We start from the raw sequence: 25,384 nt of genomic DNA, 5'->3' as shown, positions 1-25,384 counted from the left end.
ACTTCACCGACCCGATTCCCCCACTGATCTGACATGCCCTTACCTGGAGCAATGGTCAGGCCCGGGCCCCGCCCCGCCGCAGGCTGGTGGTCTTGATCAAGCCCTTCGGGAGTTGTTGTGCACAGGCCGCCTGACCGTTTCCCCGAGGACCGTCGTACGGACGTCGCCGGCACCGACTCCCCCGACGCGGACCTGCGGCTGCCGGCCCCGCCCGCGTGGATGCGCTGGCTTCCGGTCCTGTACGTCGCGGGCGTCCTGGCGCTCGAGCCGGTCACCCCCGTGCAGTGGCCGGTGAGTTTCCTGCTCATCGCGCTGCCGCTGGTCGCCGCGTTCGCCCACGGGCCCGCGATCGTCGCCGGGGTCACCGTGTTCGCCATCGCGTTCGAGGGCGTGCTGGCCGGGACCCCCTGCTGCGCGGGCCGCTCCGTGGGCTACCTGTGGGAACGCCACTACGTGGCCGCCTATGTCTCCACCGCCCTGGTGGGAGCCCTCGGCACGCTGCTGGCCGCCCACCGCACCCGGCGGGAGCGGACCCTCGCCACGGTGCGTTCCGTGTCCGAGACCGCGCAGCGCGTCCTGCTGCGCCCGGTGCCCCGCCGCCTGGGGCAGATCTGTGTGGAGACCCTCTACCTGTCCGCCGCCGCGGAGGCACGCATCGGCGGCGACCTGTACGAGGCGGTGCCCACGGCGCACGGGGTGCGGCTGCTGATCGGAGACGTCCGCGGCAAGGGGCTGGTGGCGGTGGAGACGGCCGCGACGATGCTCGGCGCCTTCCGCGAGGCCGCGCACGACGAGCCCGATCTGGTCGGCCTGGCGCACCGCGTGGAGCGGAGCATGAGCCGCAGGGCCGCGCAACTGCCCGGCAGCGAGGTCGCGGAGCGCTTCGTCACCGCGGTGTTCGCCGAGATCCCCGACGACGAACCCGTGGTCCGCATCGTGAACTGCGGCCATCCGCCGCCGCTGCTCCTCGGCGAGGGCCGGGTCACCGAGCTGGACGCGACCGACCCCTCACCGCCGATCAACCTCGGTGTGCTGGTCGGCGACCAGTACCACCTCGACGTGGAGCCCTTCCACCCCGGTGACCGGCTGCTCCTCTACACCGACGGAGTGACGGAGGCCCGCGACCGCACGGGCGCCTTCTATCCGCTGGCCGACCGGGTCCGCTCCTGGGCCGGACTGCCGCCCCGCGAGCTGCTGGACCGGCTGCACGAGGACCTGCTCGCCTTCGGCGACGCGCAGCTCCGCGACGACACCGCCGCGCTGGCCGTTTGCCGCCTGCCCGACGAGGCCCACCCGGACGCCCACGCGTCGGCGGACGAACAAGGTGCGTCCGCCGACGGCGGTACGGGGGACGACGATTAGTTCCCACCGGGAGTTCCGGGCGGACGAGGGCACGGCGAAGACCGGACAGGGCTGCCGGCCGACGGCCGTGCGGCCGCGGAGGGGCGGGCGCGGTCGGGCGCCGCCGCCGGTCGGCGGGCACGCGCCGCCGAGGCGCCGGGGCGCGGCCGCGTGCCGGCCTACCCCGGGTGCGTCGTCCGGCTCCGTTCGTCGGCTCGCCCGCCGGCGCCGAGCGGCCCCTGAGATCCGGGCCGTGCCCAGGAAGCCGGCCTTCGCCTCCAACTCCAGGCCGGAGCCGGCCACGCAGCGGCGTACGACCGTCTCGTTGGTGAGCCGGACGGGCCCCAGCCGGATCTCGTAGCGGAGCGCGGAGCCGACCTGCGGCCATTGCCCGCGCGCCGGTTGCGACGAGGAGGTGCCCACCACCCAGTCCGCATAGCGGGTGCCGTCCGCGAGAACGGACCAGACCGTCTCGGGGCTGGTCCTGATCAGACGAGACGCACTGCCACCACGTGCCTCCCGCGGCTCGGCCCACCCCACCTTCCGGGCCGAGTGCCCCGCAGCGCGGCGGCCAACCGGAGTGACCGTTTCCGGGCCGCCGCGGAGGGCGCCCGGCTCGTCCGGAAGGAGCCGGCCGGCGGCAGCGCTAACGCAGGGCCTCGATCGCGCTCTCCACGGTCGGCTCGAAGCTCAGGACCTGGTCGAGGCCGACGATACGGAAGACGCGCATCAGGTCCTGGTTGACTCCGGCCAGGTACAGGCGGGAGTCGGTGGCCTGGGCACGGTGGTAGGCGGTGATGAGGACGGTGATGCCGGTGGAGTCGCAGTAGAGCAGCCCCGACAGGTCCAGCACCGTCCGGCTGCCGCGCGCGAAGGGCGTGTCCTCCAGGGCGTGGGTGAGGCTGGGTGCGGTGTGGTGGTCGAGCTCGCCGCCCACGGTCAGCACGGTGACACCGGAGGGATGGGTCTGGGCATCGACGGTCAGAGTGCGGTCGGTCACCGGTTCTCCTGTGCGGTCGGGTGGTGGAGCGGAGGGACGTACCGGAGGGGCAGGGTGGTGCCGTCCCTGGGATGCCGGCGCTGCAGCCGGACGCGCCGCTGTCTTATCCTACGGATCACACCGCCGAACCCGGGCAGGCGACGGAGCGGCGGCTTGAGGTGCGACGGGCCCTCAACGCGTCGCGTACCCGCGACCGCCGAACGGATTCCGGGGTTCCGCGGGCAACCCCACGGTGTCCCGGCGGGAGGCGGGGAGCGGTCCTGAGGTGCGATCGGCCGTTCCGGGGGTACCACGGAGCGGTGAGGGTGAGCGAAAGGGTGTCGGGTGGCGCCTACTGAAGACTCCGGGATCTCCTCGGACCCGGAGGCCGCGGGTTCGGGGATCGATCTGTTCGCCGCCGACGCTGTGATCGGCGCGGACCTCGCCCGGGTGGACTGGACGGCGACGCCGCTGGGGCCACCGGCCGGCTGGCCGCAGAGTCTGCGGACCGCGGTGAGCATCCTGCTGTCGTCGCGGTTCTCGATGTGGATGGCGTGGGGCCCCGAGCTCACCTTCTTCTGCAACGCCGCCTACCGCCGGGACACGCTGGGCCGCAAGTACCCGTGGGCGCTGGGCCGGCCGGCCCGCGAGGTGTGGGCGGAGATCTGGGACGACATCGGCCCGCGCATCGCCACGGTGCTGACCACCGGGGAGGCGACCTGGGACGAGGCGCTGCGGCTGTTCCTGGAACGCTCGGGCTACTCGGAGGAGACGTACCACACCTTCTCCTACAGCCCCCTGCGGGACGACTCCGGTGCCGTGGTCGGGATGCTGTGCGTGGTCAGCGAGGAAACCGAGCGGGTGATCGGCGAGCGGCGCATGGCGACGCTGCGCGACCTGGGCTCCGACCCGAGCGCGGCCCGCACCGAGCAGGGGATGCTGGACTTCTCCGCCCGGCAGCTCGCCCGCAACACCGCGGATCTGCCGTTCACCCTGACGTACCTGTTCCAGGGCGACGGCAGCGCGCGGCTCGCGAGCGCCACCGGGCTGCACTCGGGGCATCCGGCCGCTCCGACGGCCCTTCCCGCCGGCGGCGCGGACGAGGTATGGCCGGCCGGGGCGGCGGCCCGGGGGGAGACCACGACGGTGGACCTCCACGGCCCGCCGTTCACCGGCCTGCCCACCGGGCCGTGGCCACAGCCGCCCCGGCAGGCGCTCGTCGTGCCGCTGGCGCAGCAGGACGCTTCCCTCGGCTTCCTGGTCGCCGCCCTGAACCGGTACCGGCCGCTCTCCGACGACTACCGCGGATTCGTCGAACTGGTCGCCGGGCACGTCGCGGCGGGGGTCGCCGGCGCCCGCAGCTACCAGGCCCAGCAGCGGCGGGCCGAGGAGCTGGCCGCGCTCGACCGCGCCAAGACCACCTTCTTCTCCAACATCAGCCACGAGTTCCGCACCCCCCTGACACTGATCATGGGCCCGGTGGAGGAGCTGCGGACGCAGCTGGGCGACGCCGATCCGCGCCTCCGCGAGGAGCTGGAGGTCGTCCGGCGCAACGGTCTGCGGCTGGGCAAGCTGGTCAACGCGCTGCTGGACTTCTCCCGCATCGAGGCCGGCCGGCTGAAGGCGCGCTACGAGCCGGTCGACCTGGCGGCGGTCACCGCCGAGCTGGCCAGTGTCTTCCGGTCCGCCTACGACAAGGCCGGACTCGCCTTCGAGGTGGACTGTCCCCCGCTGCCGCGGCCCGTCCACGTCGACGGCGACATGTGGGAGAAGGTGGTCTTCAACCTGCTCAGCAACGCCCTGAAGTTCACCTTCCACGGGTCCGTCCGGGTGGCCCTGCGCGCGGAGGCGGACGACGCGGTGCTCACCGTCCGCGACACCGGCGTGGGCGTGCCCGCGGCGGAGATGCCGCGGCTGTTCGAGCGGTTCCACCGCATCGAGGACACCCGGTCGCGCTCGAACGAGGGAAGCGGCATCGGGCTGGCCCTGGTCAAGGAACTGGTCGGGCTGCACGGCGGGACGATCACGGCCGACAGCGTCGAGGGCCGGGGCACCTGCTTCACCGTCCGCCTGCCCTTCGGCACGGCCCACCTGCCCGCGGAGGCCGTCGTGGGTACCCCCGCCGGCCGCACCGGCTCGCCCCTCGCCGATCCCTATGTGCAGGAGGCACTGCGCTGGCTGCCCCGCGCCGGCGCCGAAACCCCCGTGGGGAGCACGGAGGCGGAGCCGGCGTCCGGCACCTCCGCTCCCCACGGCCCGGCACCGCGACCGGCTCGGGCGCCGGAACCGGCCGCCCCGGCACGCGTGCTCGTCGCCGACGACAACGCCGACATGCGCGAGTACCTCACCCGCATCCTCGAGGGCGCCGGATACCACGTCACCGCCGTCGACGACGGCGAGACGGCCCTGGCCGCGATCCGCACGCGGGAGCCCGACCTGGTCGTCAGCGATGTGATGATGCCCCGGCTGGGCGGTCTGGCGCTGGTGGGCGCGCTGCGCGCCGATCCGCGGACCGCCGCCGTGCCCGTCCTGCTGCTGTCGGCGCGGGCCGGGCAGGAGGCGTCCATCGAGGGCCTGCGGGCGGGCGCCGACGACTACCTCGTCAAGCCGTTCGCCGCCGCGGAACTGCTGGCGCGGGTGCGGGCCAGCATCGAACTGGCCCGCCTGCGCAGCCATCACGCCCGATGGCGCGCCGCGCTGGTCGACTCGCTGCACGAGGCCTTCTTCGTCTGCGACGAGACGGGCGCCGTCATCGAGATCAACAACGCCTTCACCGAGACGCTCGGCTACGGCCCCGACCGTCTCCCCTACCGCCCCGTCCACCCCTGGTGGCCCGCCGCCGACACCGATCCGGAGGCGCACCAGCAGTTCGCCGACGCCTTCGCGACCCTGCTGGAGCAGGGCCAGGGCAGCGTCACGCTGCCCGTCACCCACCGCGACGGGCACCGCCTGTGGATCAATGCGACCTTCAACCCGGTCCAGGATCCCGACACCGGGCGGCGCGTGGTCGTGGGCACGTTCCGCGACGTCACCGCCGAGCACTACGCCATCCAGCGGGAGAGCGCCCTCGCCTCCCTGAGCACCCGGTTGTCCCGGGCCACGAACCTGTCCGAGGCGCTGTCGGGCGCCCTGACGGAACTCAGGGAGCTCTGGCGTGCGCGGCAGGTGCTCGCCGCCGTCTTCGCACACGGTGACGTGCCCGTCCTGACCGCGACGGGCACGCCGTGGACATGGGAGGAGCTGCCCGCCGGGCGCCGGCGGGCGCTGACCGGCCTGCGTTCGGAGCCCCTGCTGAGACCCGCCGTCGATCCCACCGGGGCAGGCATCCTGCTGGAGCATCCTGACGGTCCGCTGGGGCTGTGGATCGACCTGGGGGACAACCGGCCCTTCACCGGCGAGGACCAGCTGCTGCTGTCACTGCTGGCCGGCCACCTCGCCCAGGGACTGGCCCGCGCGCACCAGATCGACCAGCAGCGCGAGACGGCGATCGCGCTGCAACGCGCCATCCTGGGTCCCGCCCGGCTGCCGGACGGCTTCGCGGTGCGCTACGAACCCGCCACGCCGCCCCTGGAGGTGGGCGGCGACTGGTACGACACGGTGACGCTGCCCGACGGCCGGATCGGGATCGTCGTCGGCGACTGCGTCGGGCGCGGGCTGGGGGCGGCCACCGTCATGGGGCAGCTGCGCAGCGCCTGCCGCGCGCTGCTGCTGCAGGACGCCAGCCCCGCCCGCACCCTGACGGCGCTGGACCGCTTCGCCGCCGGTGTCCCCGGGGCGATGTGCACCACCGTCTTCTGCGGCGTCCTCGACCCCGGCAGCGGCCGGCTGACCTACTCCAGCGCCGGGCACCCGCCGGGCCTCGTCGCCGAGCCCGGCGGCGCGGTCCGGCTGCTGGAGCAGGGACGTTCGCTGCCTCTGGCGGTCCGCCCGGACCGGCCCCGTCCCGAGGCCGAGTGCACCGTGCCGGCCCGCGCCACGCTCCTGCTCTACACCGACGGTCTCGTCGAACGCCGCCGGCGCTCCCTGCGGACGGGTATCCAGCAGGTGGGCGCTGCCGTGCAGGAGGGCCGGGACGTCTCCGTCGAGGACCTCGCCGCCCGGCTGATGAGCGGGATGGCCCCGCAGGGCGGCTACGACGACGACGTCGCCCTGCTGCTCTACCGTCACCCGGGGCCGCTGGACCTGTCCTTCCCCGCCGAGTCGGCCCAGCTCGTCCTGGTGCGCAAGGCCCTGCGGACCTGGCTCGACCAGTGCCGGCTCCCCCGGCAGATCACGCAGGACGTGCTGGTCGCGGTCGGCGAGGCGTGCGCCAACGCGATCGAGCACGGCCACCGCCACGCACGCGGCGACACCGTCCGGCTGCGGGCCGAGGCCTACGTCGACGACCTGCGCCTGGTGGTGTCCGACAGCGGCGCCTGGCAGCCGCCCCGGCCCGGCTCGCATCCGCATCGGGGTCGCGGGATAGCGATGATGCGCGCCATGATGCAGCGGGTCACGATTACTCCGGGCCCCTTCGGCACCACCGTCGAGATGCACACGAGGATCGGTACATGACGACCCCGCTCACCCTCACTCCCGGCCACCGGCCGGACGGCACCGCGGTGCTGACGGCCACGGGCGAAATCGACATGAGCAACAGCGACAGCCTGGCCGAGGCCCTCGACGCGACGCCGGGGCAGGTGGTCCTCGACCTGACCGCGGTGGAGTACCTCGACAGCGCCGGTCTGGCCGTCCTCTTCACGCGCGCCGACCGCCTCGAACTGATCGCCACCGACCTGCTGATCCCCGTCCTGACCGTCTCCGGACTCGCCGAGATCACGATGGTCCGGGGCGCGAGGCCCGGTACGCCCGACTCCGCGTAGGCGAACGCGGCCGTGCCCCGGCCCGGCTGACGCGGGGCCGGGGCACGGCGAGTCGTAGTGGACCGCGCTCACGCGCCGGCGCGTGCCCTGCGACGCAGGGTCCGCCAGGTGACCGTGGTGCCGGCCGCCAGGGCCGCGCCCGCCGCGATGCCCACCGGGAGGGCGGGGAACGCGGAGGCGTCGCCGCTCGCGGCCGTGGCCTCCATGGCCGGGCCGGGCGTGATGCTCGTCCTCACCGGGGCGACGGAGCGGATCGGGCCGACGGACTTCACGGAGCCGTCCGTGTTCAGCAGCACCTGCTTGCCGTTGGGGTGCCGGAAGTCGAACATCCCCGCCATCGAGCCCGCCGTGGCGTCGAAGGAGTGGTCGCCGACGCGGCCGGTGCGCCAGTTGTCCTCGATGAAGCGGGTGATCGAGGCCTGGTCGGTGAGGGTGTGGTCGACCTTGTTGACCTTGCTGTAGGGGGAGATCACCAGCAGCGGCTGGCGGGTCCCCGGGCCGCAGCGGTCCTGGTAACCGCCGGACGGGGCCGGTCCCGCCTGGCAGGCGGGGCTGTCGGTGGCCTTGCCGTTGGAGCCGGTCGAGGTGTCCGTCGAGCCGTTGCGCGGCTTGGCGTAGGCGTGGTCGTACCAGCCGTCGGAGTCGTCGTAGGCGACGACGATCGCGGTGGACCTCCACTGCGGCGAGCTCTGGATCGCATTGATCCGGTCGACGAGGAAGTGCTGCTCGTCGACGGGGTCGGAGTAGGCGGCGTGGCCGTCCTGGAACTCCGGCGCCTTGAGGAAGCTGACCGCCGGGAGCTTGCCCGCCTTGAGGACGGCGTCGAAGTCGGTCAGGTCGTAGTTGTGGTTGGCCTGGCCCGCGTGGCCGATCTCCTCGACGCTGCGGGGCGGCAGGTGGTGCGGGTTGGACGTCGACTTGTAGTACTCGAACGGCGAGTGGTGCGGGCTGTAGTCGACGACCGACGCGCCGCCGACGTTGGTGTGCGCGGTCTCGCACTTGGCGTAGTGGCCCTGCTGCCCGTCCCACGCGGTGGACGGGCGGAAGCCGCCCTGGAACCAGCCCCAGGAGACGTGCTTGGCGTTGAGGACGTCACCGATGTTGCGGCCCTGCATGGCCGCGAGGGCGTTGCCGCTGGTGTGGTTCTTGCCCGCGCAGTCGTCGTAGGCCGGGTCGGGGTCGTTGACGACCGTTCCGACGCCCTTGGTGTCGGGCGACTTCACGGTGTACGGGTCGGGCGTCGACGTCTGCTTCGGGTTCTCCGTGCCGGAGGTGGGGTCCATGGAGACGACGCCGTGGGTCTGGCCGGAGACCAGGTTCAGCGCGCCCGGAGTGGACGGCCCGTAGACCGAGCTGAAGGCGCGGTCGGACATCGAGTAGTGCTGCGCGTAGTTCCACAGCGCGGTGACGGTGTTGCCGTCGTAGTAGTCCATCACCAGGCCGGGCTCGCCGAACAGGCCGCCGCTGCACTTGTCGACCTCGGTGTTCTCCACGTACTTGTCGGCCTTGCCGCCGTCGGCGGCGTACTGCTCGGGCCCGTAGCCGTGGTTCTGGTCGCACGTCATGGCCTGTGCGGGGCCGAGCCGCTTGGGGGCGTACTGGTTGGGGTTCTTCGTCAGCAGCCCCGCGTGCGCGAGGGTGTCGATGTTCTTCGGGGTGTTCCTCGACGCCGTGAACTTCGTGCCGTCGGTGTTGGCGGCCTTCGGATAGGTGGCGAAGTAGTGGTCGAAGGAGACGTTCTCGTCGAAGAGGACGACCACATGCTTGACCGGCGTCGTGGTGGCGGGCTGCCCGTAACCCGCCGCGGCGGCCGGCGCGGGTCCCGTCGTGCCGAGGACGGTGAGCGCGGCGGCTCCGGCAAGCGCCCCCGCCCCGCGTATCGTTGCTCGTCTTCCCCTGATCGCCATGCTGCTTCACCCTCCGGGCGGAATTCGCTCTTGCGCCGTACGACCGGTGATCCTGCGCCGGGCGGACGGCACTCCGGCGGAGTCATGGTTGCGCACGGGTGAACACCGGGTCAGGGATGCCGGGCCAATTCTTGACCGTGTATTGACCAAGTGTCACCCCGGACTTGTCCGGACAGGTTCAGCTCAGCAGTGCGCGCCCGTACCAGTCCGCCGCATCCCGTACGCCGGGCAGGGCGAAGAAGTAGCCGCCGCCGAAGGGGGTGACGTAGTCGGTGAGCGGCTCGCCCGCCAGCCGCCGCTGCACGGTCTCGAACTGCCGGGCCAGGTCCTGCTGGTAGCAGCAGAACAGCAGGCCCATGTCGAGGTTGCCGTTGGCGTCCATGCCCAGGTCGTAGTTGTGGGCGCGGCGCAGGATGCGCCGGTCGGCGGTGGCCGGGGTGCGCGGGTCGGCCAGCCGGATGTGCGCGTCCAGCGGGATGACGTCGCCCTTGGGGTCGTCGGAGTAGTCCGGAGTGTCGTGCTCGGCGTCGCCGTCGAGCGGCGCGCCCGACTCCCGGGCTCGCCCGATCATGCGTTCCTGTTCGCCGAGGGAGACCCGGTCCCAGAACTCCACCAGCATGCGGATGAGCCTGACTACCTGGTAGGTGCCGCCGACCGCCCAGTCCGGCTCGCCCGCGCCCCGGCCCACCCACACCAGGCGTTCCATCTCGCGGGCGCTGGTGGCGTCCGGGTTGGCGGTGCCGTCCTTGAAGCCCAGCAGGTTGCGCGGAGTGCCGGACGGCCGGGGCGGGTTGGTGAAGCCGTCCATCCGCCAGCGGATCTGGAGGCCGCCGCGGGTGTGCCGGGTGATGTCGCGCAGGGCGTGCAGCACGGTGTCCCGGTCGTCGGCGTGCAGTTGGAGGCTGAGGTCGCCGTGGCACCAGTCGGGCCGCAGGTCGTCGTCCGGGAAGGCCGGCATGGTCTTCAGACGGCGCGGCGCGCGGCCGGCGAGGCCGAAGCGGTCGTCGAACAGCGAGGCGCCGGCGCCGACGGTGACGGCGAGCGCGCCGCCGGGCACGGTGCCGCCCAGCAGGCCGGAGTCGGCGGGCGGCCCGGTGATGCCCACCGGTTGCGGGGTGCCGCCGGAGGTCAGGAAGCGGGCGCGTTCGGTGAGGGTGCGCAGCACGTCGGTCAGTTCGGCGCGGTCGGCGGCGGTGACGTCCAGGGCGGCGAACACCGTGGCCCGGCGCGGGGGTGCGAGGACGGCCCGCTGGTGTGTGCCGTGGAACGGGACGGGCGGGGCGAGGGCCGGCTCGGGCAGGCCCGCGGGCCGCGGGGCGGCCGCACCGCCCGCGGCGAGGCCGGCGCCCGTCAGTGCCGCTCCGCGCAGGAACCGGCGCCGGCCCACCCCCGGGGGGTGCTCGGCGGCACTCACGCCGTCCGCCGCGGGTCGCTCAGGGCCGCCACCGACGCCAGCCGTTCGACCAGATCGCCGAACAGGGCGTCGACCCGCTCCCGCCGCGCGCGGCTCAGCCGGTCCGGCGGGGTCCAGCGGCCGTCGTGGCGGAAGCCGTCCAGGGTGCTCTGCGTACGCGTCAACTTCCGCTCCAGCAGGGGCAGGTCGGGGCACCGCCGGGTGAGCAGCGGGTGCAGCCGGGACAGGACTTCCCGGGTGCCGTCCAGGTTGGCGCGGGCGGTGGCGAGGCCGGAGCCGCTGCCGTAGTCGGTCCGCCCGGTCAGCTCGAACTGCACGGTGTTCTCCAGGATCTCGTGCGCCCTCAGGCCGAGTTGGGCGGGGTCCATGCGGGTCTGCGACCAGGTGCCGCGCAGCGCGGTGAGCGCCTCGGTCAGCGAGGCCGCCGGACCGCGCAGGGTGCGGGCGGACTCACCGTGCCACAGCCCGTACTCCAGGCGGTGGAAGCCGGTGAAGGAGGGGTCGTGGACGCCGCCGGGCAGGCCCGCGTCGGTGCCGTTGATCCGCCGGTCCGCGTCGCCGAAGGCGCCGTAGGCCGCCCCCAGCCGTTCGTAGCGCAGATGGGCCGGCAGCCAGGCGGTGCGGGCCGCGGCGAGGTCGCCGCGGTCGACGGCGTCGCGCAGCCGGCCGGCCAGCCGGACCGCGTCGTCGAGGCCGTGCCCGACCCACTTCTGGTAGGCGATGGCCGGGGGGATGAGGTCGTGCACGGTGAGCGGGGCCGCCGCCGGGCCGCTCTTCCCGTCGCTGATGCGGACGGTGGGGCCGGTGACCGCGTCCGCGTCCTCCGGCACGCACTTGAAGGCGTACGCGCCCCTGCCGAGGCGGACGGTCAACGGCCGTGCCGTGCCCGGGCCGAGTCCCTCCACCTCGCCGTACACAGCCTGGCTACCGGGGTCCTCGAGGTACACCTCGGCGGCCTCGTCCGAGGTGTTGCGCAGGTCGAAGACCTGGACGCCGGACCGCGGCCGGTCCCAGCCGCGTCCGCAGTGACCCGGCGACACCTCCACGGCGGTGTGCGGCAGTCCGTCCGCGGCGGCGGGTGCGCCGTGCCGCTGCCGGGCGCCGGCCCAGACGACTGCCGCGACGAGAGCGAGGAGGACGGCCAGGCCGACGCCGGCCCACGGGCGCGGCAGCCTGCGCGGGGAGCAGGACCGCCACATGCCTGGCCTCCCGGGGTCGTTCGGTACGTGATCACCTCATGCTAGGCAGAGGCGTCACCCGAACGGCCTTCGGGAGTCGTCGACGACCAAGAGTTCCCCCGCGGTTCACCCGCCGGTCGCCGTGTCCCCGGGACGCACCACCGCCGACGGCGGGCCGGGCGGTTCCTCCAGGATGCTCCAGGCCACCGGCCCGAGCAGGTCGGCCAGCCGCTGGAAGACGTCCAGCAGCAGATCGTCCACGGTCAGCATCCCGGCCACCCGGTCCCCGTCCAGGACCGGCAGGCGCCGCACGCCGGACCTGCGGAAGGTGCGGTACGCCGCGTGCACGTCGTCGGCCGCGTCCACCGCGACGATCCGCGACGACATCACCGTCTCGACCGGGCTGTCCTGGGCGGCGCCGCCGCCCAGGCCCCGCAGCGCGAGGTCCCGGTCGGTGACGATGCCGCGCAGTGCCCCGTCCTCGACGACGAGGACGGAGCCGACCCCCTCCCGGTCCATCGACCGGGCCGCCTCGCCCAGCGTGGTCCCGGGCGGCACGCAGACCGCCGGGGTGCTCATCACCTGGCTCACCTTCACGCCCCGGCCCCCTCCCCCGCCGTTCGTGCCGTCACCGGCCCGCCCCCTGCCCGGTGGGCAGCCCGTCGCCGCCGGCCGCCGTGTCCGAGGTGTCGTCCTGGTCGTAGCCGAGCCGGTCGACCACGTCGACGACGCCGTCCACGCTCTCGCACAGCCGCACCACCACCGGGACCAGGCTCCTGCGGGCCACGGTGCCGCTCAGCGTGACCCTCCCGTCGTCGACCTCGACGTTCACGGCGGCGGGCGACAGGCCGAGCGTCCCGGCGATGATCTCCTCGACGATCTCCTCCTGGATGGCCCGGTCCCGGCGCAGGAACAGCTGGATGAGGTCGCTGCGGCTGATCACGCCGATGAGCCGTCCGACGTCGTCCACCACGGGCAGCCGCTTGATCCGGTGCTCCTCCATCGTCCGCGCCGCGCGCACGATGCTCCACTCCGTCCCGGCGACCACGGCGGGGCTGGTCATCAGTTCCTCGGCGGTCCTCGCCGTGCCGCCGAGCGTCTGCTTGAACACCACGTCGGCCTCCGAGACGACCCCGACCGGGCGCTCGTCCTCGACGACCGGGACCGCGGTGATGTCGTACTCGTCCAGGATCCGCACGATCTCCTTGAGGGTGGTGCCGCGCTGAACGCTCACGGCGACGGGGGTCATCAGGTCGCCCACGCTGCGGTGCCTCATCGCCCCGGCTCCTTTCCGTCGCCCTCGCTCGAACCACGGGCCGCTCGAACACCAGAGTGCGCTGGGTCCCCACACCGGGCACAGGGCCGAACGGTCCCTGCCGGTCCCAGCACCTCCCGGCGCGTGTGCGGGGCCCGGCTTCCCGCGTTGTACTGAAGAGCGGGACCGAAACGCAGCAGCGAGCAGCGGGGCGCAAGAGATCCGAGCGCGGGAGCACCGCCGAACGAGGGGAATGGCCGTGGCGTCGTCCGACCTGTCCCTGCCCGGGAAGCCGGAGTGGGTCTTCGACCGCGAGGCCGAGTGGGACGCGCTGATCGCGTTCGCGCGCGACACCGCGCCCGGTGCCCGCCTCGGCGTGGTGTCCGGGCGGCTGCGGCAGGGCAAGACGTTCCTGCTGGAGACCCTGAGCGCCGTCACCGGCGGCTTCTACTTCGGGGCCCAGCAGGTGGCCGAGGCCGAGTCGCTGAACCGCCTCGGCGAGGCCCTCGCCCGGTACACGGGCACCCCCGTCCCCTTCCACCGGCACGGCTGGGAGGAGGCGGTCGAGGCGCTGCTGGCCCTCGGCGAGGAGCGGCCGGTGCCGGTGGTCCTCGACGAGTTCCCGCACCTGGTGCGGCAGAGCCCGGCGCTGCCCTCCGTCCTGCACAACGCCTGCCGGCTGCGGCGCCAGGCGGGGCGGCTCAGTCAGGCGCGCCTGCTGCTGAGCGGCAGCTCCCTGCCGCTGATGCGCCGGCTGTTCGGGCCGGCCTCACCGCTGCGCGAACTGGCCGGACCGTCCCTCACGGTCGGTCCGCTGGACTACCGGCAGGCCGCGCGGTTCTGGGGCATCGACGACCCCCGCCTCGCCCTGCTGGTCCACGCCGTCGTCGGCGGGACCCCCGCCTACCGGCACGACTACGTCGAGGACGACGTCCCGGCCGGCCCGGACGACTTCGACGCCTGGGTGTGCAGGACCGTGCTGAACCGCCGCCGACGGCTGTACCAGGAGGCGCACCACCTGCTCCAGGAGGAGACCGACCACTGGGATCGCGCGCTGTCCCACTCCGCGCTCTCCGCCGTCGCCACGGGCTGCGCCACCCAGGGGCAGGTCGCCGACTGCCTCGGCACCCCGCTCACCGACACGGCGCGCTGTCTTACGTTGCTGCGGGAGAACGGCCTGCTGGAGAGCGAGCCCGACGCCTTCCGGCCGCACGTGGCCCGACTGCGCGTCGCGGAGCCGCTGCTGGCCTTCGAGCACGGGGCCGTGCACGCCCACCGGCCGGCGCTGGAGCAGCGGGACCCGGCCGAGGTGTGGAAGCACGCCCGCCCGGTCTTCGACTCCGTGGTGATGCCGGTCCACTTCGCGCAGGTCTGCCGGGAGTGGGCCCTCAACTTCGCGGACCCGGCCGTCTTCGGCGCGCGGCCCGTCACGGCCGCCCGGGGCACGCTGCCCGACCCGGCGCACGCCGGCGGCGCGGAGACGGCGGCGGACGTGGTGGTGCGCGGGCCGGGCGACGCCCGTGCGGGGGTGCTGCTGTCGGTGGGGCTGGCGCGCTGGGACGAGGTGATGGACGTACCCCATCTGGAGCATCTGCGCGGCCTGCTGGCCCGGCTCTCCGACCTCGGCGAGGACGTCGGCCGCGCCCGGCCCGCGTGTTACGGCGCGGCCGGCTTCAGCGACGCGCTGCGCGCCGCGGAGGCCGCGGGAGAGGTGGTGCTGGTCGGTCTCGACCGGTTGTACGGGCAGGGGTAGCCGGGAGTGGGGGTTGCCTGGGGGCGAGGGCGGGCCGGGGCCGAGGGCAGCCTGGTCCGGGGCCAAGGGTGGCCCGGCCTGGGGCCGAGGATGGCCCGGCCTGGGGCCAGGGAACCGAGCGGTTCGGAAGCCAGGGCGGCCCAGGACGAGGGTGACACGGCCGACGGCCCGGCCAACGGGGGCCGCGGGCCCGGGCCCGCGGGCGTATGTGGCCAGGTCGGCCGGAAGACGGACGCGGCCGGCGGCCCGGAAGCCAGGCGGTTCGGAAGCGAGGATGGCCCTGAGGCAGGGGTGGCCTGGCCGGCGGCCCGGGAGCGAGGGCCGCCGGGAGCCAAGGCGACCAGGAAGCCGAGCGGTTCGGAAGCCGGGTGGCCCCGGAGCGGGGACGGCCCGGGGCCGAGGACGGCCCGGCTGCCGGCCCGGAAGCCAGGGGGGCCCGGAAGCCAAGGCAGCCCGGAAGCCAGGGGGCCCAGAAGCCGAGGCCGCCCTGAAGACCCGGGGGCCCAGAAGCCGAGGCAGCCCTGAAGACCGGGGCGGCCCGGGAGCGAGGGCGGCCCAGAAGCGAGGGTGACACGGCCGACGGCTGCCGCGGCCGGGGTCCGCGGGCGCGTGCGGCCGGGTCAGGCGGAACCCGGACGTCGGCGGTGGTGATCGTGCGGTCCGCCGGCGGTGGGGGCGGTGTACCGGTCCGGGTCGGCGTCGAACACCGCGGCGCAGTGGGCGGAGCAGAAGTGGTAGGTGGCGCTGCCGGTCTGCCGGTGCTCGGCGGCGCTCGCCCGCTCCACCCGCATTCCGCACACCGGGTCCGTGACCGCGTCCTCGTCGCCCGAGGGGGCGGCCGCCAGGGCGCGACCCGCCGGGGCGGAGCCGGCGGCGGACTCGACACGAGGGCGGGTACGGGTGCGGTCCGGCCGGGTGCCGGGCAGCGGCTCGGGGTGCCAACGGCGCAGCCGGGAGGCGTTGGTGACGACCGACAGGGAGCTGAGCGCCATGGCCGCGGCGGCGATGACGGGGCTGAGGCGGATGCCCCACAGCGGGTAGAGCACGCCGGCGGCCAGGGGGACGCCGACGGCGTTGTAGACCAGGGCGAAGAACAGGTTCTGCCGGATGTTGCGCAGGGTGGCCCGCGACAGCCGGATCGCCGTGACGACCCCGCCGAGGGAGCCGGAGACGAGGGTGATGTCGGCGGCCTCGATGGCCACGTCCGTGCCGGTGCCGATGGCCAGGCCGACATCGGCCGCGGCGAGCGCGGGGGCGTCGTTGATGCCGTCGCCGACCATGCCGACGGTGCGGCCCTCGCCCTGCAGCCGCCGTACCTCGTCGGCCTTGTGCTCGGGGAGCACCTCGGCGAGCACCCGGGTGACGCCCACCTGCGCGGCGATCGCCCCGGCCGTGCGGGCGTTGTCGCCGGTCAGCATGACCACCTCGATGCCCAGGCGCCGCAGGGCGGCGACGGCGGCGGCGGAGTCGTCCTTGACGGTGTCGGCGACGGCGAGCACACCGGCGGGCCGTCCGTCGACCGCGGCGAGGACGGGGGTCTTGCCCTCGGCGGAGAGGGCGGCCGAGACCGGGGTGAGCGCGGTGGTGTCGATGCCGACGTCGCCCAGCAGCCGGGCGGTGCCGACCAGGACGGCGCGGCCGTCGACGGTGGCCTGCACGCCCTTGCCGGTGACCGAGTCGAAGCCCGTCGCCGCGGACGGCCGGATGCCGCGGTCGCGGACGCCGGTGACGACGGCCCGCGCGAGCGGGTGCTCGCTGTCGGCCTCGGCCCCCGCGACCAGCCGCAGCAGCAGGGTCTCGTCGAATCCGTCCACGGGGCGGACGTCGGTCAGGACGGGCTTTCCCTCGGTGACGGTGCCGGTCTTGTCCAGCACGACGGTGTCCAGCTTGTGCGCGGTCTCCAGCGCCTCGGCGGAGCGGATCAGGATGCCGGCCCGGGCGCCCTTGCCGGTGCCGACCATCACCGACAGCGGGGTGGCCAGTCCGAGCGCGCACGGGCAGGCGATGATCAGCACCGCGACCGCGGAGACCAGCGCCAGGGTGAGCGCCGGGGGCGGGCCCAGGGTGAACCAGACCGCGAAGGTGCCGACGGCCACGGCGATGACCGCGGGCACGAAGTACGCGGACACGGCGTCGGCGAGGCGCTGGATGGGGGCCTTGGACGCCTGGGCCTGCTGCACCAGGCGGATGATCTGGGCGAGCATCGTGTCGGCGCCGACCTTCGCAGCGCGCACGCGCAGCGACCCGGTCCCGTTGACGGTGGCGCCGATGACCGTGTCCCCGGCGCGCTTCGTCACCGGCATCGGCTCCCCGGTGACCATGGACTCGTCCACGGCGGAGGAGCCGGAGCGGACCTCGGCGTCGACCGGGATCTTCTCCCCCGGCCGGATGACGAGTTCGTCGCCGACCACCACGTCCTCGACCGGGATCTCGGTCTCGGTCCCGTCCCGTACGACACGGGCGGTGCGGGCCTGCAGGCCCAGCAGGGCGCGGATGGCCTCGCCGGTGCCGGCCTTCGCCCGTGCCTCCAGCAGCCGCCCGAGCAGGATCAGGGTCAGGATGACGCCGACGGCCTCGAAGTAGACCTCGCGCACGTTCTCGGGCAGCAGCCCGGGGGCGAGGGTGACCAGCAGGCTGTATCCGTAGGCGGCGCTCGTGCCCAGGGTGATGAGGGAGTTCATGTCGGCCGCGCGGTGGCGCAGGGTCAGCCAGCCGGTCAGGTGGATCGGCCACCCGGTGTAGAACATCACCGGGGTGATCAGGGCCAGTTGGAGCCAGTGGTTCAGCATCCAGGAGGGCACCCAGGACGCGCCGAACACTTCGTGCGCCATCACCGCGAACAGCACCGGGGCGGTGAGCACGGCGCCCAGCAGCACCCTGCGGGTGAGGTCCCCGATCTCCGCCTGCCGCTCGGCGGCGTCCGCCGCCTCCGCCTCGGCCGCCGTCCGCTCGGCGCCCGCGGGCGGTCCGCCGGTGGGGGCGGGCGGTGCGGCCTTACCGCCGTGGCCGTCCGGGGCGGGCGGCGCGCCGCCCTCGGCGGGTTCGACCAGCAGCGTGCCGTGAATCATGTTCATGCCGCAGGCGAAGGGGAAGGTGCCCGGCCGGTCGGGGTTCAGCCGTACGGTGGTGCGGCTGTGGGCGGGCAGGCCCGCGCCGACCCTGAGGTCCGGGAACACCACCCGGGAGGTGCACTCTCCGGCCTCCTGCCGGTCGAAGACCAGCTCCACCGGGATGCCCTCGCGCACCTTGATCAGGTCGGGGCTGTAGCCGCCCCGGACCGTCACCTCGACCCGCTGCACCCCGCCCTCCAGCCGGGCGGCACCGGCCCGGCGGGGGCCGAAGAAGTAGCGGCCCAGCGCGGCGATCAGCGCGGCCGCGACCAGTACGACGACGATGTCGACGGCACCCATGGGCAGCTCGCCTCCCGAACCGGTTCGCTCTCCAGCCTGCGCCCGGCCGCCCCCGCCTGCCAGGGGACGAACGGCCCCCGCGGTCCCGGTGCCGGGACCGGTCCGGGTCCGGGTCCGGCATGGGCACCGGAGCGCGGGCCGCGGGGACGACGACCGGGCGCCCCAGCTCACTTCAGGACGACGGAGTGCGTCCCGCGGGGCACGAGTTCGCCCACCACGGGCGCCCCGGGCACCTCCCCCGCCACCAGCAGACCCCCCGAGGTCTGGGCGTCGGCCAGGAGCAGCCGGGTGTCGGTGTCGGTGCCGCCGAAGTCCGTGAAGGGGGCGACCCAGTCCAGGTTGCGCCGGGTGCCGCCACTGACGTAGCCCTCGCGCACGGCCTCCCGGGCGCCGTCCAGCAGGGGCACCGCGGCGGTGTCGACGACCGCGGTCACGCCGGACGCCCGGGCCAGCTTGTGCAGATGGCCGAGGAAGCCGAAGCCGGTGACGTCGGTGGCGCAGCGGACACCGGCGTCCAGAGCGGCCGCGGCGGCGTCCCGGTTGAGCGCCACCATGGTGGCGACCGCCTGCTCGAAGCGCTCGCCGGTGGCCTTGTGCCGGTTGTTCAGCACGCCGAGGCCGAGCGGCTTGGTCAGTGAAATCGGCACACCGGGACGTCCGGCGTCGTTGCGCAGCAGCCGCTGCGGATCCGCCAGTCCGGTCACGGCCATGCCGTACTTGGGCTCCGGGTCGTCCACGCTGTGCCCGCCGCCGACGTGGCAGCCGGCCTCGGTGGCGATGTCCAGGCCGCCGCGCAGCACCTCGCGCGCCAGGTCGAAGGGCAGCACCCCGCGCGGCCAGGCCAGCAGGTTGACCGCGAGCACCGGGCTGCCGCCCATCGCGTAGACGTCGGACAGGGCGTTGGCGGCGGCGATGCGCCCCCAGTCGTAGGGGTCGTCGACGACCGGGGTGAAGAAGTCGGCGGTGGACACCATCGCCCGGGCGGGGCCGGGGCCCTGGCCGGGCAGCGCGACGACGGCCGCGTCGTCGCCGGTCGCCAGTCCGACCAGGAGCGGGGTGTCGCCCGTGACGGGCGCGGAGGCCGCGAGGGAGCCGAGGACGTCCTCCAGCTCACCGGGCGGGATCTTGCAGGCGCACCCGCCGCCGTGGGCGAACTGGGTGAGCCGTACGGGCGTTTCGGGGACCGTCGTCATGCCGTGTCTCCAGCGGTCGGGGTTTTCGGGTTCTTCGGCCCGGGGGTGGGCCGGGTGGCCGGACCGGTGTGCGGGGGCGGGCGTCGGCTCCGGTAGCCTGGCCGGGCGGTGGAGGCGTGTGGGTGCCTGGTGGCCCTCCCGGTCTTCAAAACCGAGGTGTCCGAGGATCTCGGGCAGGCGGGTTCGATTCCCGTCCGCCTCCGCTCTCCGCGCCGCTCCGGCATCGCCGGTGCCGGTCGTCGACGCGTTCCGTACGGCCCTGGGCGTCGAGCAGTTCCAGCAGGGGGACCGCCACCCTCCGCGTGGTGTCCAGCGCCCGGCGCGCCTCGCTCAGCGTGAACGGCTGGCGCAGCCCGCGCAGGACGGCGGCGGCCCGGGCGTCCGCGCCGGGGAGCAGCACGATGCCGTCGGTGACCCGCAGCAGCGCGCCCGCGGCGACCGCGGCGGCCAGCGCCCTGCGGGTGAGCCCGAGTTCGGTGAGGCGGTCGGCCTCGGGCGCGTGGAAGGGCGCCCGCTCCAGGTCCCGGCGTACGGCGTCGACGGCGGCCCGCAGCGGCGGGGGCAGCGTGGGCCGCGCGCCCGCGGGCCCGTGCAGCCGACCCTGGCGGCATGTCAGGCTCGGTTCGCCCGGCGTCGCGGCGAGCGCGTCCACCAGGGCCCGCTCGGGCAGGCCCAGCAGGTGGCGGGCCGCCTCGGTCGGCAGCCCCGGTTCGAGGGGGTGGTCCTTCGCGTACCGCTCCACCTCGGCGGCCAGCCGGGCGCGCAGCCCGGCCCAGTGGCCCTCGTCGGCCAGCCAGTCCCCGGCCCCGGGCGCGGCGGGCGGCGCGACCCCCATGGCGAGCAGCTCCGAGCGCCGCACGAGCCTGCGGCGCCGCAGCTCCGCGGGTCCGTCGGGCACTCCGGTCAGGTCCGCGAGTTCGTCGGCCCGGGCCCGTCCGGCGCCGCGCAGGGTCAGCCGCGGCGGGCGCACGTCGAGCACCGTCACGCCGCAGGGCATCCGTCCGCCGCCCGGTTCGCGCAGCACTGCCTGGTCCCCCACGCGCAGGGGGAGGGCCCGGTCCAGGGTCAGCCGGGCGGTGTCCTTGCCCAGCGGTCTGACGGTCACCGGGACCGCGGCCGTGCCGATGTGCAGGGTGGCGCGGCGCGGCAGTTCGTCGACGGACTCGCCGGTGACCCGGACGTCGGCCACGGTGGTGGGCAGCCAGCGGCCGGGGGTCAGCAGCACCTGGCCGCGCCGCAGGCCGTCCACCGCGCCGTGCACGTTGACCGCCACGCGCGCGACGCCGCTGACGGCGGGGCGCTCCTCGTGCGCGGCCTGAAGCCCGCGCACCCGCAGTTCGGCCGAGCCGTCCCCGGTGACCAGCCGGTCGCCCACGCGCAGGGTGCCCGCGCCGAGCGTGCCGGTCACCACGGTGCCGTGGCCGCGCACGGTGAAGGCCCGGTCCAGCCACAACCGCACGTCCGCGTCGGCGGGCGGGACCGGCAGCGCCCGGGCCAACCGGCCGAGCAGCGCCCGCAGTTCGTCCAGTCCGGCGCCGGTCACCGCGCTCACCGCGACGGACGGCACGGCGCCGAGCGAGGTGGCGGCCATGCGCTCCACCGCATCGGCGCGGACGGGTTCGGGATCGGCGAGGTCGCTGCGGGTCACCGCGAGGACCGCGTGCCGCACGCCGAGCGCGTCCAGGAGCGCCAGGTGCTCCTGCGACTGCTGCTGCCAGCCCTGGTCCGCGGCGACGACGAACAGCACGGCGGGCACGGGCCCGACCCCGGCCAGCATGGTCGCGACGAACTTCTCGTGGCCGGGTACGTCCACGAAGGCCAGGTGCTCGCCGTCCGGGTGTTCCGCGTCCGGGTCGAGCCGGGTCCACACGAAGCCGAGGTCGAGGGTGAGCCCTCTGCGCCGCTCCTCCTCGTAGCGGTCGGGTTCCATACCGGTCAGCGCCCGCACCAGGGCGGACTTGCCGTGGTCGACGTGTCCGGCGGTGGCCAGCACCCGCATGGCGGCTACCTCCCCGCGACCCGGCGTACGGCCGTGGCGAGCCGTTCGTCGTCCCCGGGCGGCACGGTCCGCAGGTCGAGCAGGCAGCGCCCGGCCTCCAGCCGTCCGACGACCGGGTCGGCTCCGGTGCGCAGCGGGCCGGCGTACGCCTCGGGCAGGGACAGCGCGGCGCTGGGGAGGGTCACGCCGGGTGCGCCGCCTCCGCCCACCGTCGCGGCGCTGTCGACGGCCCGTGCGTCGACGCCGTCGGCGGCCAGCGCGGCGGCGAGCCGGTCCGCCCGCTGCCTGAGCCGGCCGGGGTCGGCGGCCAGGGCGGTGGCGGTCGGGGAGGGCGGGCCGGTCAGGGTCGCCTCCAGGGCCGCCAGCGTCAGCTTGTCCACGCGCAGGGCCCGGGCCAGCGGGTGCCGCGCCAGCGTCCGCACGATGTCCTCGGCGCCGAGCAGCAGTCCGCACTGGGGTCCGCCGAGCAGCTTGTCGCCGCTGGCGGTGACGAGACTGGCGCCGGACCGCAGCTGGGTCTGCGCGTCGGGCTCGTCCGGGAGCAGCGGGTGGGGGGCGAGCAGTCCGGAGCCGATGTCGACGACGACCGGGACGCCCAGCCCCGCCAGCTCGCGGGCCTCGGCGGCGCGGGTGAAGCCGGTGACCCGGAAGTTGGAGGGGTGCACCTTCAGCACGAACGCCGTCTCCGGGCCGATGGCCGCGGCGTAGTCGGCGGCCGTGGTGCGGTTGGTGGTGCCGACCTCGCGGAGTTGCGCCCCGGTGGACACCAGCAGGTCCGGCAGCCGGAAGCCGTCCCCGATCTCCACCATCTCGCCGCGGCTGATGACGATCTCCCGGCCGGCGGCCAGCGCGGTGGCGGCCAGGAGCAGCGCGGCGGCGCCGTTGTTGACGACGTGCGCGGCGGCCGCCGCGGGCACCCGGTCGCACAGGGCGCGCAGGGCGCTGCGCCCGCGGCGGGCCCGTACTCCGGTCACCAGGTCCAGCTCGACGTCCGTGGGCCCGGCGGCGTCCTGGACCGCCTGCCGGGCCGCCGCCGACAGCGGCGCCCGGCCGAGGTTGGTGTGCAGCACCACACCGGTGGCGTTGAGCACCGGCCGCAGTCCGCCGGACGTGGCGGGCAGCAGGGCGACTGCGGTGTCGGCGACGTCCTCCGGCGGGACGGCGCCGTCGCGCGCCCGCTCCTGGGCCCGCCGGACCGCCGCCTTGACCGTGTCCTGGCCCAGCCGGGCCGCCGCCGCGGCGAGCCGCGGATCGGCGAGGACGACGTCGGTGCGGGGAATCCGCCGCCGCGCGTCGGCGGGACCGGGGCCCCGTCCGCCGCCGCCACCGGTCGCGGCCGTCCCGACGGCACCGGTCCGCTCCGGTGTGACCCGCTGTTCCACGAAGTGTCTCCCTCCGGGCCGGCCTCCCGGCGTGTGCGGACCGCTGTCCGGAACGTCCCGAGGACGGCCCCATCGTCTCCCAGTGCCCACGGACGGCACCACGACACGCCTGATCACCGCGGAGATCCCCGTCCCGCGGGCGGTGCCGGAAGGGTTCTGCGGCCTCGAAGATCAACTTATAGTGGGCGCCGCCACGGAGCCGCCCACCGGGCGGACGTCCTCCGTGCTCACTAAGGAGACTTGTGCGAAGACGCGCCATAGTCGCCGCGCTCGCCGTCACCGCGCTGGCCGGGATCACCGTCCCGGCCGCCCACGCGGACGACGGGACCGGTGACATCCAGATCGACAACGTGGTCGTCAACGGCGGCAAGAGCATCGTCGTCGGCACCACCGACCACACGGTCACGGTGTCCGTGACGGCGAGCGACCCCTCCGGCATTTGGGACGCCGACTTCTCCCTGTGGCGGGGCCCGGACGGGGGCGACCCCTACTTCGACGCCACCGACAGCATCGCGACGGACCAGGACACCACCCCGGCGGACTGCGTGGCCGCGAGCGCCACGACGTCCACCTGCTCGAAGACGTTCACCTTCGAGCCCGACTGGTGGCAGACCAACGCCGACGCGGGCACGTGGAAGGTCGAGGTGCAGGCGTCGGCGAACGACGGCAGCTGGACCGACCGCTGGGCCTACGGCACCACGCGGCTGCAGCGCCTGTCGAAGCTGACGGTGAACGCGAGCCCGGAGCCGGTCGCCAAGGGCCAGACGCTCTCGGTCACGGGCAAGCTGTCCCGGGCCAACTGGGACAGCCTCGACTACCGGGGCTACGCCAACCAGCCGGTCAAGCTCCAGTTCCGCAAGGCCGGCAGCACCACCTACTCCACCGTCAAGACCGTGTACACCTCGAGCACCGGCGCGCTGAGCACCACGGCCACCGCGGCCGAGGACGGCTACTGGCGCTGGTACTTCGCCGGCACCTCGACCACCCCCGCCGTCAGGGCGAGCGGCGACTACGTCGACGTGCAGTGACACCGTGCGGCCGGCTCACCCGTCGGGGCCGGGCCGGCCGCTACGGCTCACCGGCCCGGCCGACGGTGGTTCAGTCGGTTCCGGGCGGTACGGGGGTGGCCTGGTGGTAGTACATCCGCCAGCCGTCCGCCCCGTCGCGCCGGCGCCAGAGCGAGCTGCGGCGGGCGCGCCGGCCGCCGGTCACGGTCTCGTAGGTGAGGTGCACCAGCCCGGGGGCCAGCACGACTCCCGTGATGTCCGACGGCTCGTGGCGGGGACCGTGCGTGGCGCCGCCCCCGAGGTCCGGGAGCGCGGCGAGCATCTCCTCGCGGGTCCACCGCCGGCCCGAGGCGCCGACCTCGACGAACTCGGGGTCCAGCAGCCGGTCGGCCGACGGCCGTGAGGCGCGCACCTCCGGGTCCATCAGGCGCAGTTCGCCGGCGACGGCCCCGGCCACCTGGTCCTCGTCCGTTTCTCGACTCATGCGATCATCCTCGGTCAGGGCACCGGGCCCCTAGCAACCGGGTTTTTTTCCGTCCCCCACCTGCGGCCCGGCCGGCGGCACGGGGCCCACCGGGTCACCCCGCGCGCCGGAACACCGCGGCGGGGCCGACGGCGCCGGGCCCGAACCTGTCCCGGATCCGGTCCATGGCCTCCTCCGCGACCAGACGGGCCTCACGTGCGCCGTCCAGACTGATCTGCTCGGCCACCCGGTCGGCGTCGACGAGGTCCTCCGCCCTGAGGGCCATGCCGGTCAGACGGCCGCGCTGGAGTCCGGCGGCGTCCATCAGCCGGTAGGCCAGGGTCCGCAGGTCCTCGTCGTGCGCGGAGGGCTCCGGCAGCCGGCGGGTGGCGTCCCACGACGTGCCGCCGGCGAAGCGCAGCACCAGGGTCAGCGCCCGGGCGGCCTGGTGGCGCCCGCGCAGCAGGCGCCCGAGGCGGACGACCAGGTCCAGCAGGGCGGCCCGCACCTCGGCGCCCTCCAGGGCGTGCCGGGGGAAGGCGCAGCGCACGGAGGCCGAGGCGGGCAGCGCCCGGGGGACGACCGGGCGCGGATCGACACCACGTGCCCGCTCGGCGGCCGACCGACCGGCCCTGCCCCCGAGCAGCCGCTGCACCGTGGCGGGCGGGGTGGCGGCGAGGAGGCCCACGGTGTGGATGCCGTAGTCGCGCAGGGCCTCCGCCTGCCGCGGGCCGATGCCGTGGAGGGCCTCGACCGGCAGCGGCCCGAGCCACCGCGTGACCTGGCCGGGATCGACGGCGAGGACGCCGCCCGCAGCGTCCACCCGCGCGGACGCGGTGGCCGCCACCGTGATCGACGGGCCGATCCCGACCCGGACGTCGACGCCGAGCCGGGAGATCGTCCGCACCCGCAGCACCTCGCCGAGCCGGCGCGCGTCCATGCCGTGGTAGCGCAGGGCCCCCTTCAGCTCCACCAGGGCCGCGGCCGGGGGCAGTGCCTGCACCACCGGCGACAGCTCCGCCAGCTGCTCCAGTACCTGCCGGTAGGTCTCCTCCGGCAGACGGTCGGGGCAGCGCACATGCATCACCGTCGCCATTTGGGGCCCCCTCGCGTTCGCCGTCATCTCTCTCACCTCGCACGACCCACACTATCGAACGTAAATTCGAACACGCGAGGGCGGCGCGAGGCAGGTGCGTCGGGCACCCACGGGGGCTGTCGCCCTCCGGCGGCCGCCCGCCCGG

At 74.9% G+C, this 25,384-nt stretch carries 16 protein-coding genes, 1 tRNA gene and 2 pseudogenes; 6 read left to right on the top strand and 13 right to left on the bottom strand.

Annotation, left to right across the window (positions count from 1 at the left end):
• The first annotated feature begins 117 nt into the window (after window positions 1–117).
• On the top strand, window positions 118–1,362 hold the full coding sequence (locus ACF1A5_RS07410) for a PP2C family protein-serine/threonine phosphatase (protein ID WP_392191873.1): 1,245 nt from the start codon (window positions 118–120) through the stop codon (window positions 1,360–1,362).
• 219 nt (window positions 1,363–1,581) lie between these two features.
• Here the strand turns inward: ACF1A5_RS07410 and ACF1A5_RS07405 are convergent.
• Both ACF1A5_RS07405 and ACF1A5_RS07400 read right to left on the bottom strand, forming a co-directional pair.
• Window positions 1,582–1,881, bottom strand: a pseudogene (locus tag ACF1A5_RS07405) (SRPBCC family protein); the annotation flags it as partial.
• A 106-nt stretch (window positions 1,882–1,987) separates the two neighbouring features.
• Window positions 1,988–2,341 (bottom strand): STAS domain-containing protein, encoded by a 354-nt coding sequence (locus tag ACF1A5_RS07400; RefSeq protein WP_392191872.1) that lies wholly within the window; start codon window positions 2,339–2,341, stop codon window positions 1,988–1,990.
• Window positions 2,342–2,863: 522 nt separating this feature from the next.
• Here ACF1A5_RS07400 and ACF1A5_RS07395 point away from each other — a divergent pair.
• Together ACF1A5_RS07395 and ACF1A5_RS07390 are read left to right on the top strand one after the other, a co-directional pair.
• Complete coding sequence (locus ACF1A5_RS07395) at window positions 2,864–6,874, top strand: SpoIIE family protein phosphatase (RefSeq protein ID WP_392192101.1); 4,011 nt, start codon at window positions 2,864–2,866, stop codon at window positions 6,872–6,874.
• Complete coding sequence (locus ACF1A5_RS07390) at window positions 6,871–7,182, top strand: STAS domain-containing protein (protein WP_392191871.1); 312 nt, start codon at window positions 6,871–6,873, stop codon at window positions 7,180–7,182. The genes ACF1A5_RS07395 and ACF1A5_RS07390 overlap by 4 nt, the downstream gene beginning before the upstream one ends.
• 68 nt (window positions 7,183–7,250) lie before the next feature.
• Here the strand turns inward: ACF1A5_RS07390 and ACF1A5_RS07385 are convergent, their stop codons facing one another.
• The 5 genes from ACF1A5_RS07385 to ACF1A5_RS07365 all read right to left on the bottom strand — a co-directional run bounded on the left by ACF1A5_RS07385 (window position 7,251) and on the right by ACF1A5_RS07365 (window position 12,957).
• Entirely contained in the window at window positions 7,251–9,089 is a 1,839-nt protein-coding gene (locus tag ACF1A5_RS07385; RefSeq protein ID WP_392191870.1) for a phospholipase C, read from the bottom strand.
• A 178-nt stretch (window positions 9,090–9,267) separates the two neighbouring features.
• Complete coding sequence (efeB, locus tag ACF1A5_RS07380; protein ID WP_392191869.1) at window positions 9,268–10,503, bottom strand: iron uptake transporter deferrochelatase/peroxidase subunit; 1,236 nt, start codon at window positions 10,501–10,503, stop codon at window positions 9,268–9,270.
• Window positions 10,500–11,702, bottom strand: a complete 1,203-nt coding sequence (locus ACF1A5_RS07375; protein WP_392191868.1) for an EfeM/EfeO family lipoprotein — start codon at window positions 11,700–11,702, stop codon at window positions 10,500–10,502. Before ACF1A5_RS07375 ends, efeB begins: the two co-directional genes overlap by 4 nt.
• Before the next feature lie 105 nt (window positions 11,703–11,807).
• Window positions 11,808–12,260 (bottom strand): CBS domain-containing protein, encoded by a 453-nt coding sequence (locus ACF1A5_RS07370; protein WP_392191867.1) that lies wholly within the window; start codon window positions 12,258–12,260, stop codon window positions 11,808–11,810.
• 49 nt (window positions 12,261–12,309) lie between these two features.
• A complete protein-coding gene (locus ACF1A5_RS07365) occupies window positions 12,310–12,957 on the bottom strand; it encodes a CBS domain-containing protein (RefSeq protein ID WP_392191866.1) in 648 nt (215 codons plus the stop codon).
• A gap of 238 nt (window positions 12,958–13,195) precedes the next feature.
• On the opposite strand from ACF1A5_RS07365, the gene ACF1A5_RS07360 reads away from it, so the two are divergent.
• Window positions 13,196–14,689: an ATP-binding protein gene (locus ACF1A5_RS07360; protein WP_392191865.1), complete on the top strand. Its 1,494-nt coding sequence runs from the start codon at window positions 13,196–13,198 to the stop codon at window positions 14,687–14,689.
• A 620-nt stretch (window positions 14,690–15,309) separates the two neighbouring features.
• On the opposite strand, the gene ACF1A5_RS07355 is transcribed toward ACF1A5_RS07360, so the two are convergent.
• Entirely contained in the window at window positions 15,310–18,099 is a 2,790-nt protein-coding gene (locus ACF1A5_RS07355) for a heavy metal translocating P-type ATPase (RefSeq protein ID WP_392191864.1), read from the bottom strand.
• Window positions 18,100–18,266: 167 nt separating this feature from the next.
• Window positions 18,267–19,292, bottom strand: coding sequence for a selenide, water dikinase SelD (selD, locus tag ACF1A5_RS07350; protein WP_392191863.1), 1,026 nt, complete (start codon window positions 19,290–19,292; stop codon window positions 18,267–18,269).
• Between the two features lie 110 nt (window positions 19,293–19,402).
• On the opposite strand from selD, the gene ACF1A5_RS07345 reads away from it, so the two are divergent.
• Window positions 19,403–19,495: transfer RNA gene (locus ACF1A5_RS07345), tRNA-Sec, on the top strand.
• A 35-nt stretch (window positions 19,496–19,530) separates the two neighbouring features.
• On the opposite strand, the pseudogene ACF1A5_RS07340 reads toward ACF1A5_RS07345, so the two are convergent.
• Both ACF1A5_RS07340 and selA read right to left on the bottom strand, forming a co-directional pair.
• Window positions 19,531–21,291: pseudogene (locus ACF1A5_RS07340) on the bottom strand (SelB C-terminal domain-containing protein); the annotation flags it as partial.
• A 5-nt stretch (window positions 21,292–21,296) separates the two neighbouring features.
• On the bottom strand, window positions 21,297–22,673 hold the full coding sequence (selA, locus tag ACF1A5_RS07335; protein ID WP_392191862.1) for an L-seryl-tRNA(Sec) selenium transferase: 1,377 nt from the start codon (window positions 22,671–22,673) through the stop codon (window positions 21,297–21,299).
• A gap of 242 nt (window positions 22,674–22,915) precedes the next feature.
• On the opposite strand from selA, the gene ACF1A5_RS07330 reads away from it, so the two are divergent.
• On the top strand, window positions 22,916–23,701 hold the full coding sequence (locus tag ACF1A5_RS07330; protein ID WP_392191861.1) for a calcium-binding protein: 786 nt from the start codon (window positions 22,916–22,918) through the stop codon (window positions 23,699–23,701).
• 70 nt (window positions 23,702–23,771) lie between these two features.
• Here ACF1A5_RS07330 and ACF1A5_RS07325 read toward each other — a convergent pair whose 3' ends face one another.
• Both ACF1A5_RS07325 and ACF1A5_RS07320 read right to left on the bottom strand, forming a co-directional pair.
• Window positions 23,772–24,164, bottom strand: a complete 393-nt coding sequence (locus tag ACF1A5_RS07325) for a DUF4440 domain-containing protein (RefSeq protein ID WP_392191860.1) — start codon at window positions 24,162–24,164, stop codon at window positions 23,772–23,774.
• A gap of 94 nt (window positions 24,165–24,258) precedes the next feature.
• Complete coding sequence (locus ACF1A5_RS07320; protein ID WP_392191859.1) at window positions 24,259–25,239, bottom strand: hypothetical protein; 981 nt, start codon at window positions 25,237–25,239, stop codon at window positions 24,259–24,261.
• Window positions 25,240–25,384: the final 145 nt, after the last annotated feature.

The sequence above is a fragment of the Streptomyces sp. NPDC014864 genome (genome assembly GCF_043081525.1).
Classification (GTDB): Bacteria; Actinomycetota; Actinomycetes; order Streptomycetales; family Streptomycetaceae; genus Streptomyces.
This window is presented reverse-complemented; position numbering and strand designations above follow the sequence as displayed.

Bases quoted from the DNA above. Each gene is read 5' to 3' on its own strand.
- ACF1A5_RS07395 (WP_392192101.1), top strand. From the start codon at position 2,864: ATGTGGATGGCGTGGGGCCCCGAGCTCACCTTCTTCTGCAACGCCGCC.
- ACF1A5_RS07390 (WP_392191871.1), top strand. From the start codon at position 6,871: ATGACGACCCCGCTCACCCTCACTCCCGGCCACCGGCCGGACGGCACC.
- ACF1A5_RS07385 (WP_392191870.1), bottom strand. From the start codon at position 9,089: ATGGCGATCAGGGGAAGACGAGCAACGATACGCGGGGCGGGGGCGCTT.
- ACF1A5_RS07375 (WP_392191868.1), bottom strand. From the start codon at position 11,702: ATGTGGCGGTCCTGCTCCCCGCGCAGGCTGCCGCGCCCGTGGGCCGGC.
- ACF1A5_RS07370 (WP_392191867.1), bottom strand. From the start codon at position 12,260: ATGAGCACCCCGGCGGTCTGCGTGCCGCCCGGGACCACGCTGGGCGAG.
- ACF1A5_RS07365 (WP_392191866.1), bottom strand. From the start codon at position 12,957: ATGAGGCACCGCAGCGTGGGCGACCTGATGACCCCCGTCGCCGTGAGC.
- ACF1A5_RS07355 (WP_392191864.1), bottom strand. From the start codon at position 18,099: ATGGGTGCCGTCGACATCGTCGTCGTACTGGTCGCGGCCGCGCTGATC.
- selD (WP_392191863.1), bottom strand. From the start codon at position 19,292: ATGACGACGGTCCCCGAAACGCCCGTACGGCTCACCCAGTTCGCCCAC.
- ACF1A5_RS07325 (WP_392191860.1), bottom strand. From the start codon at position 24,164: ATGAGTCGAGAAACGGACGAGGACCAGGTGGCCGGGGCCGTCGCCGGC.
- ACF1A5_RS07320 (WP_392191859.1), bottom strand. From the start codon at position 25,239: ATGGCGACGGTGATGCATGTGCGCTGCCCCGACCGTCTGCCGGAGGAG.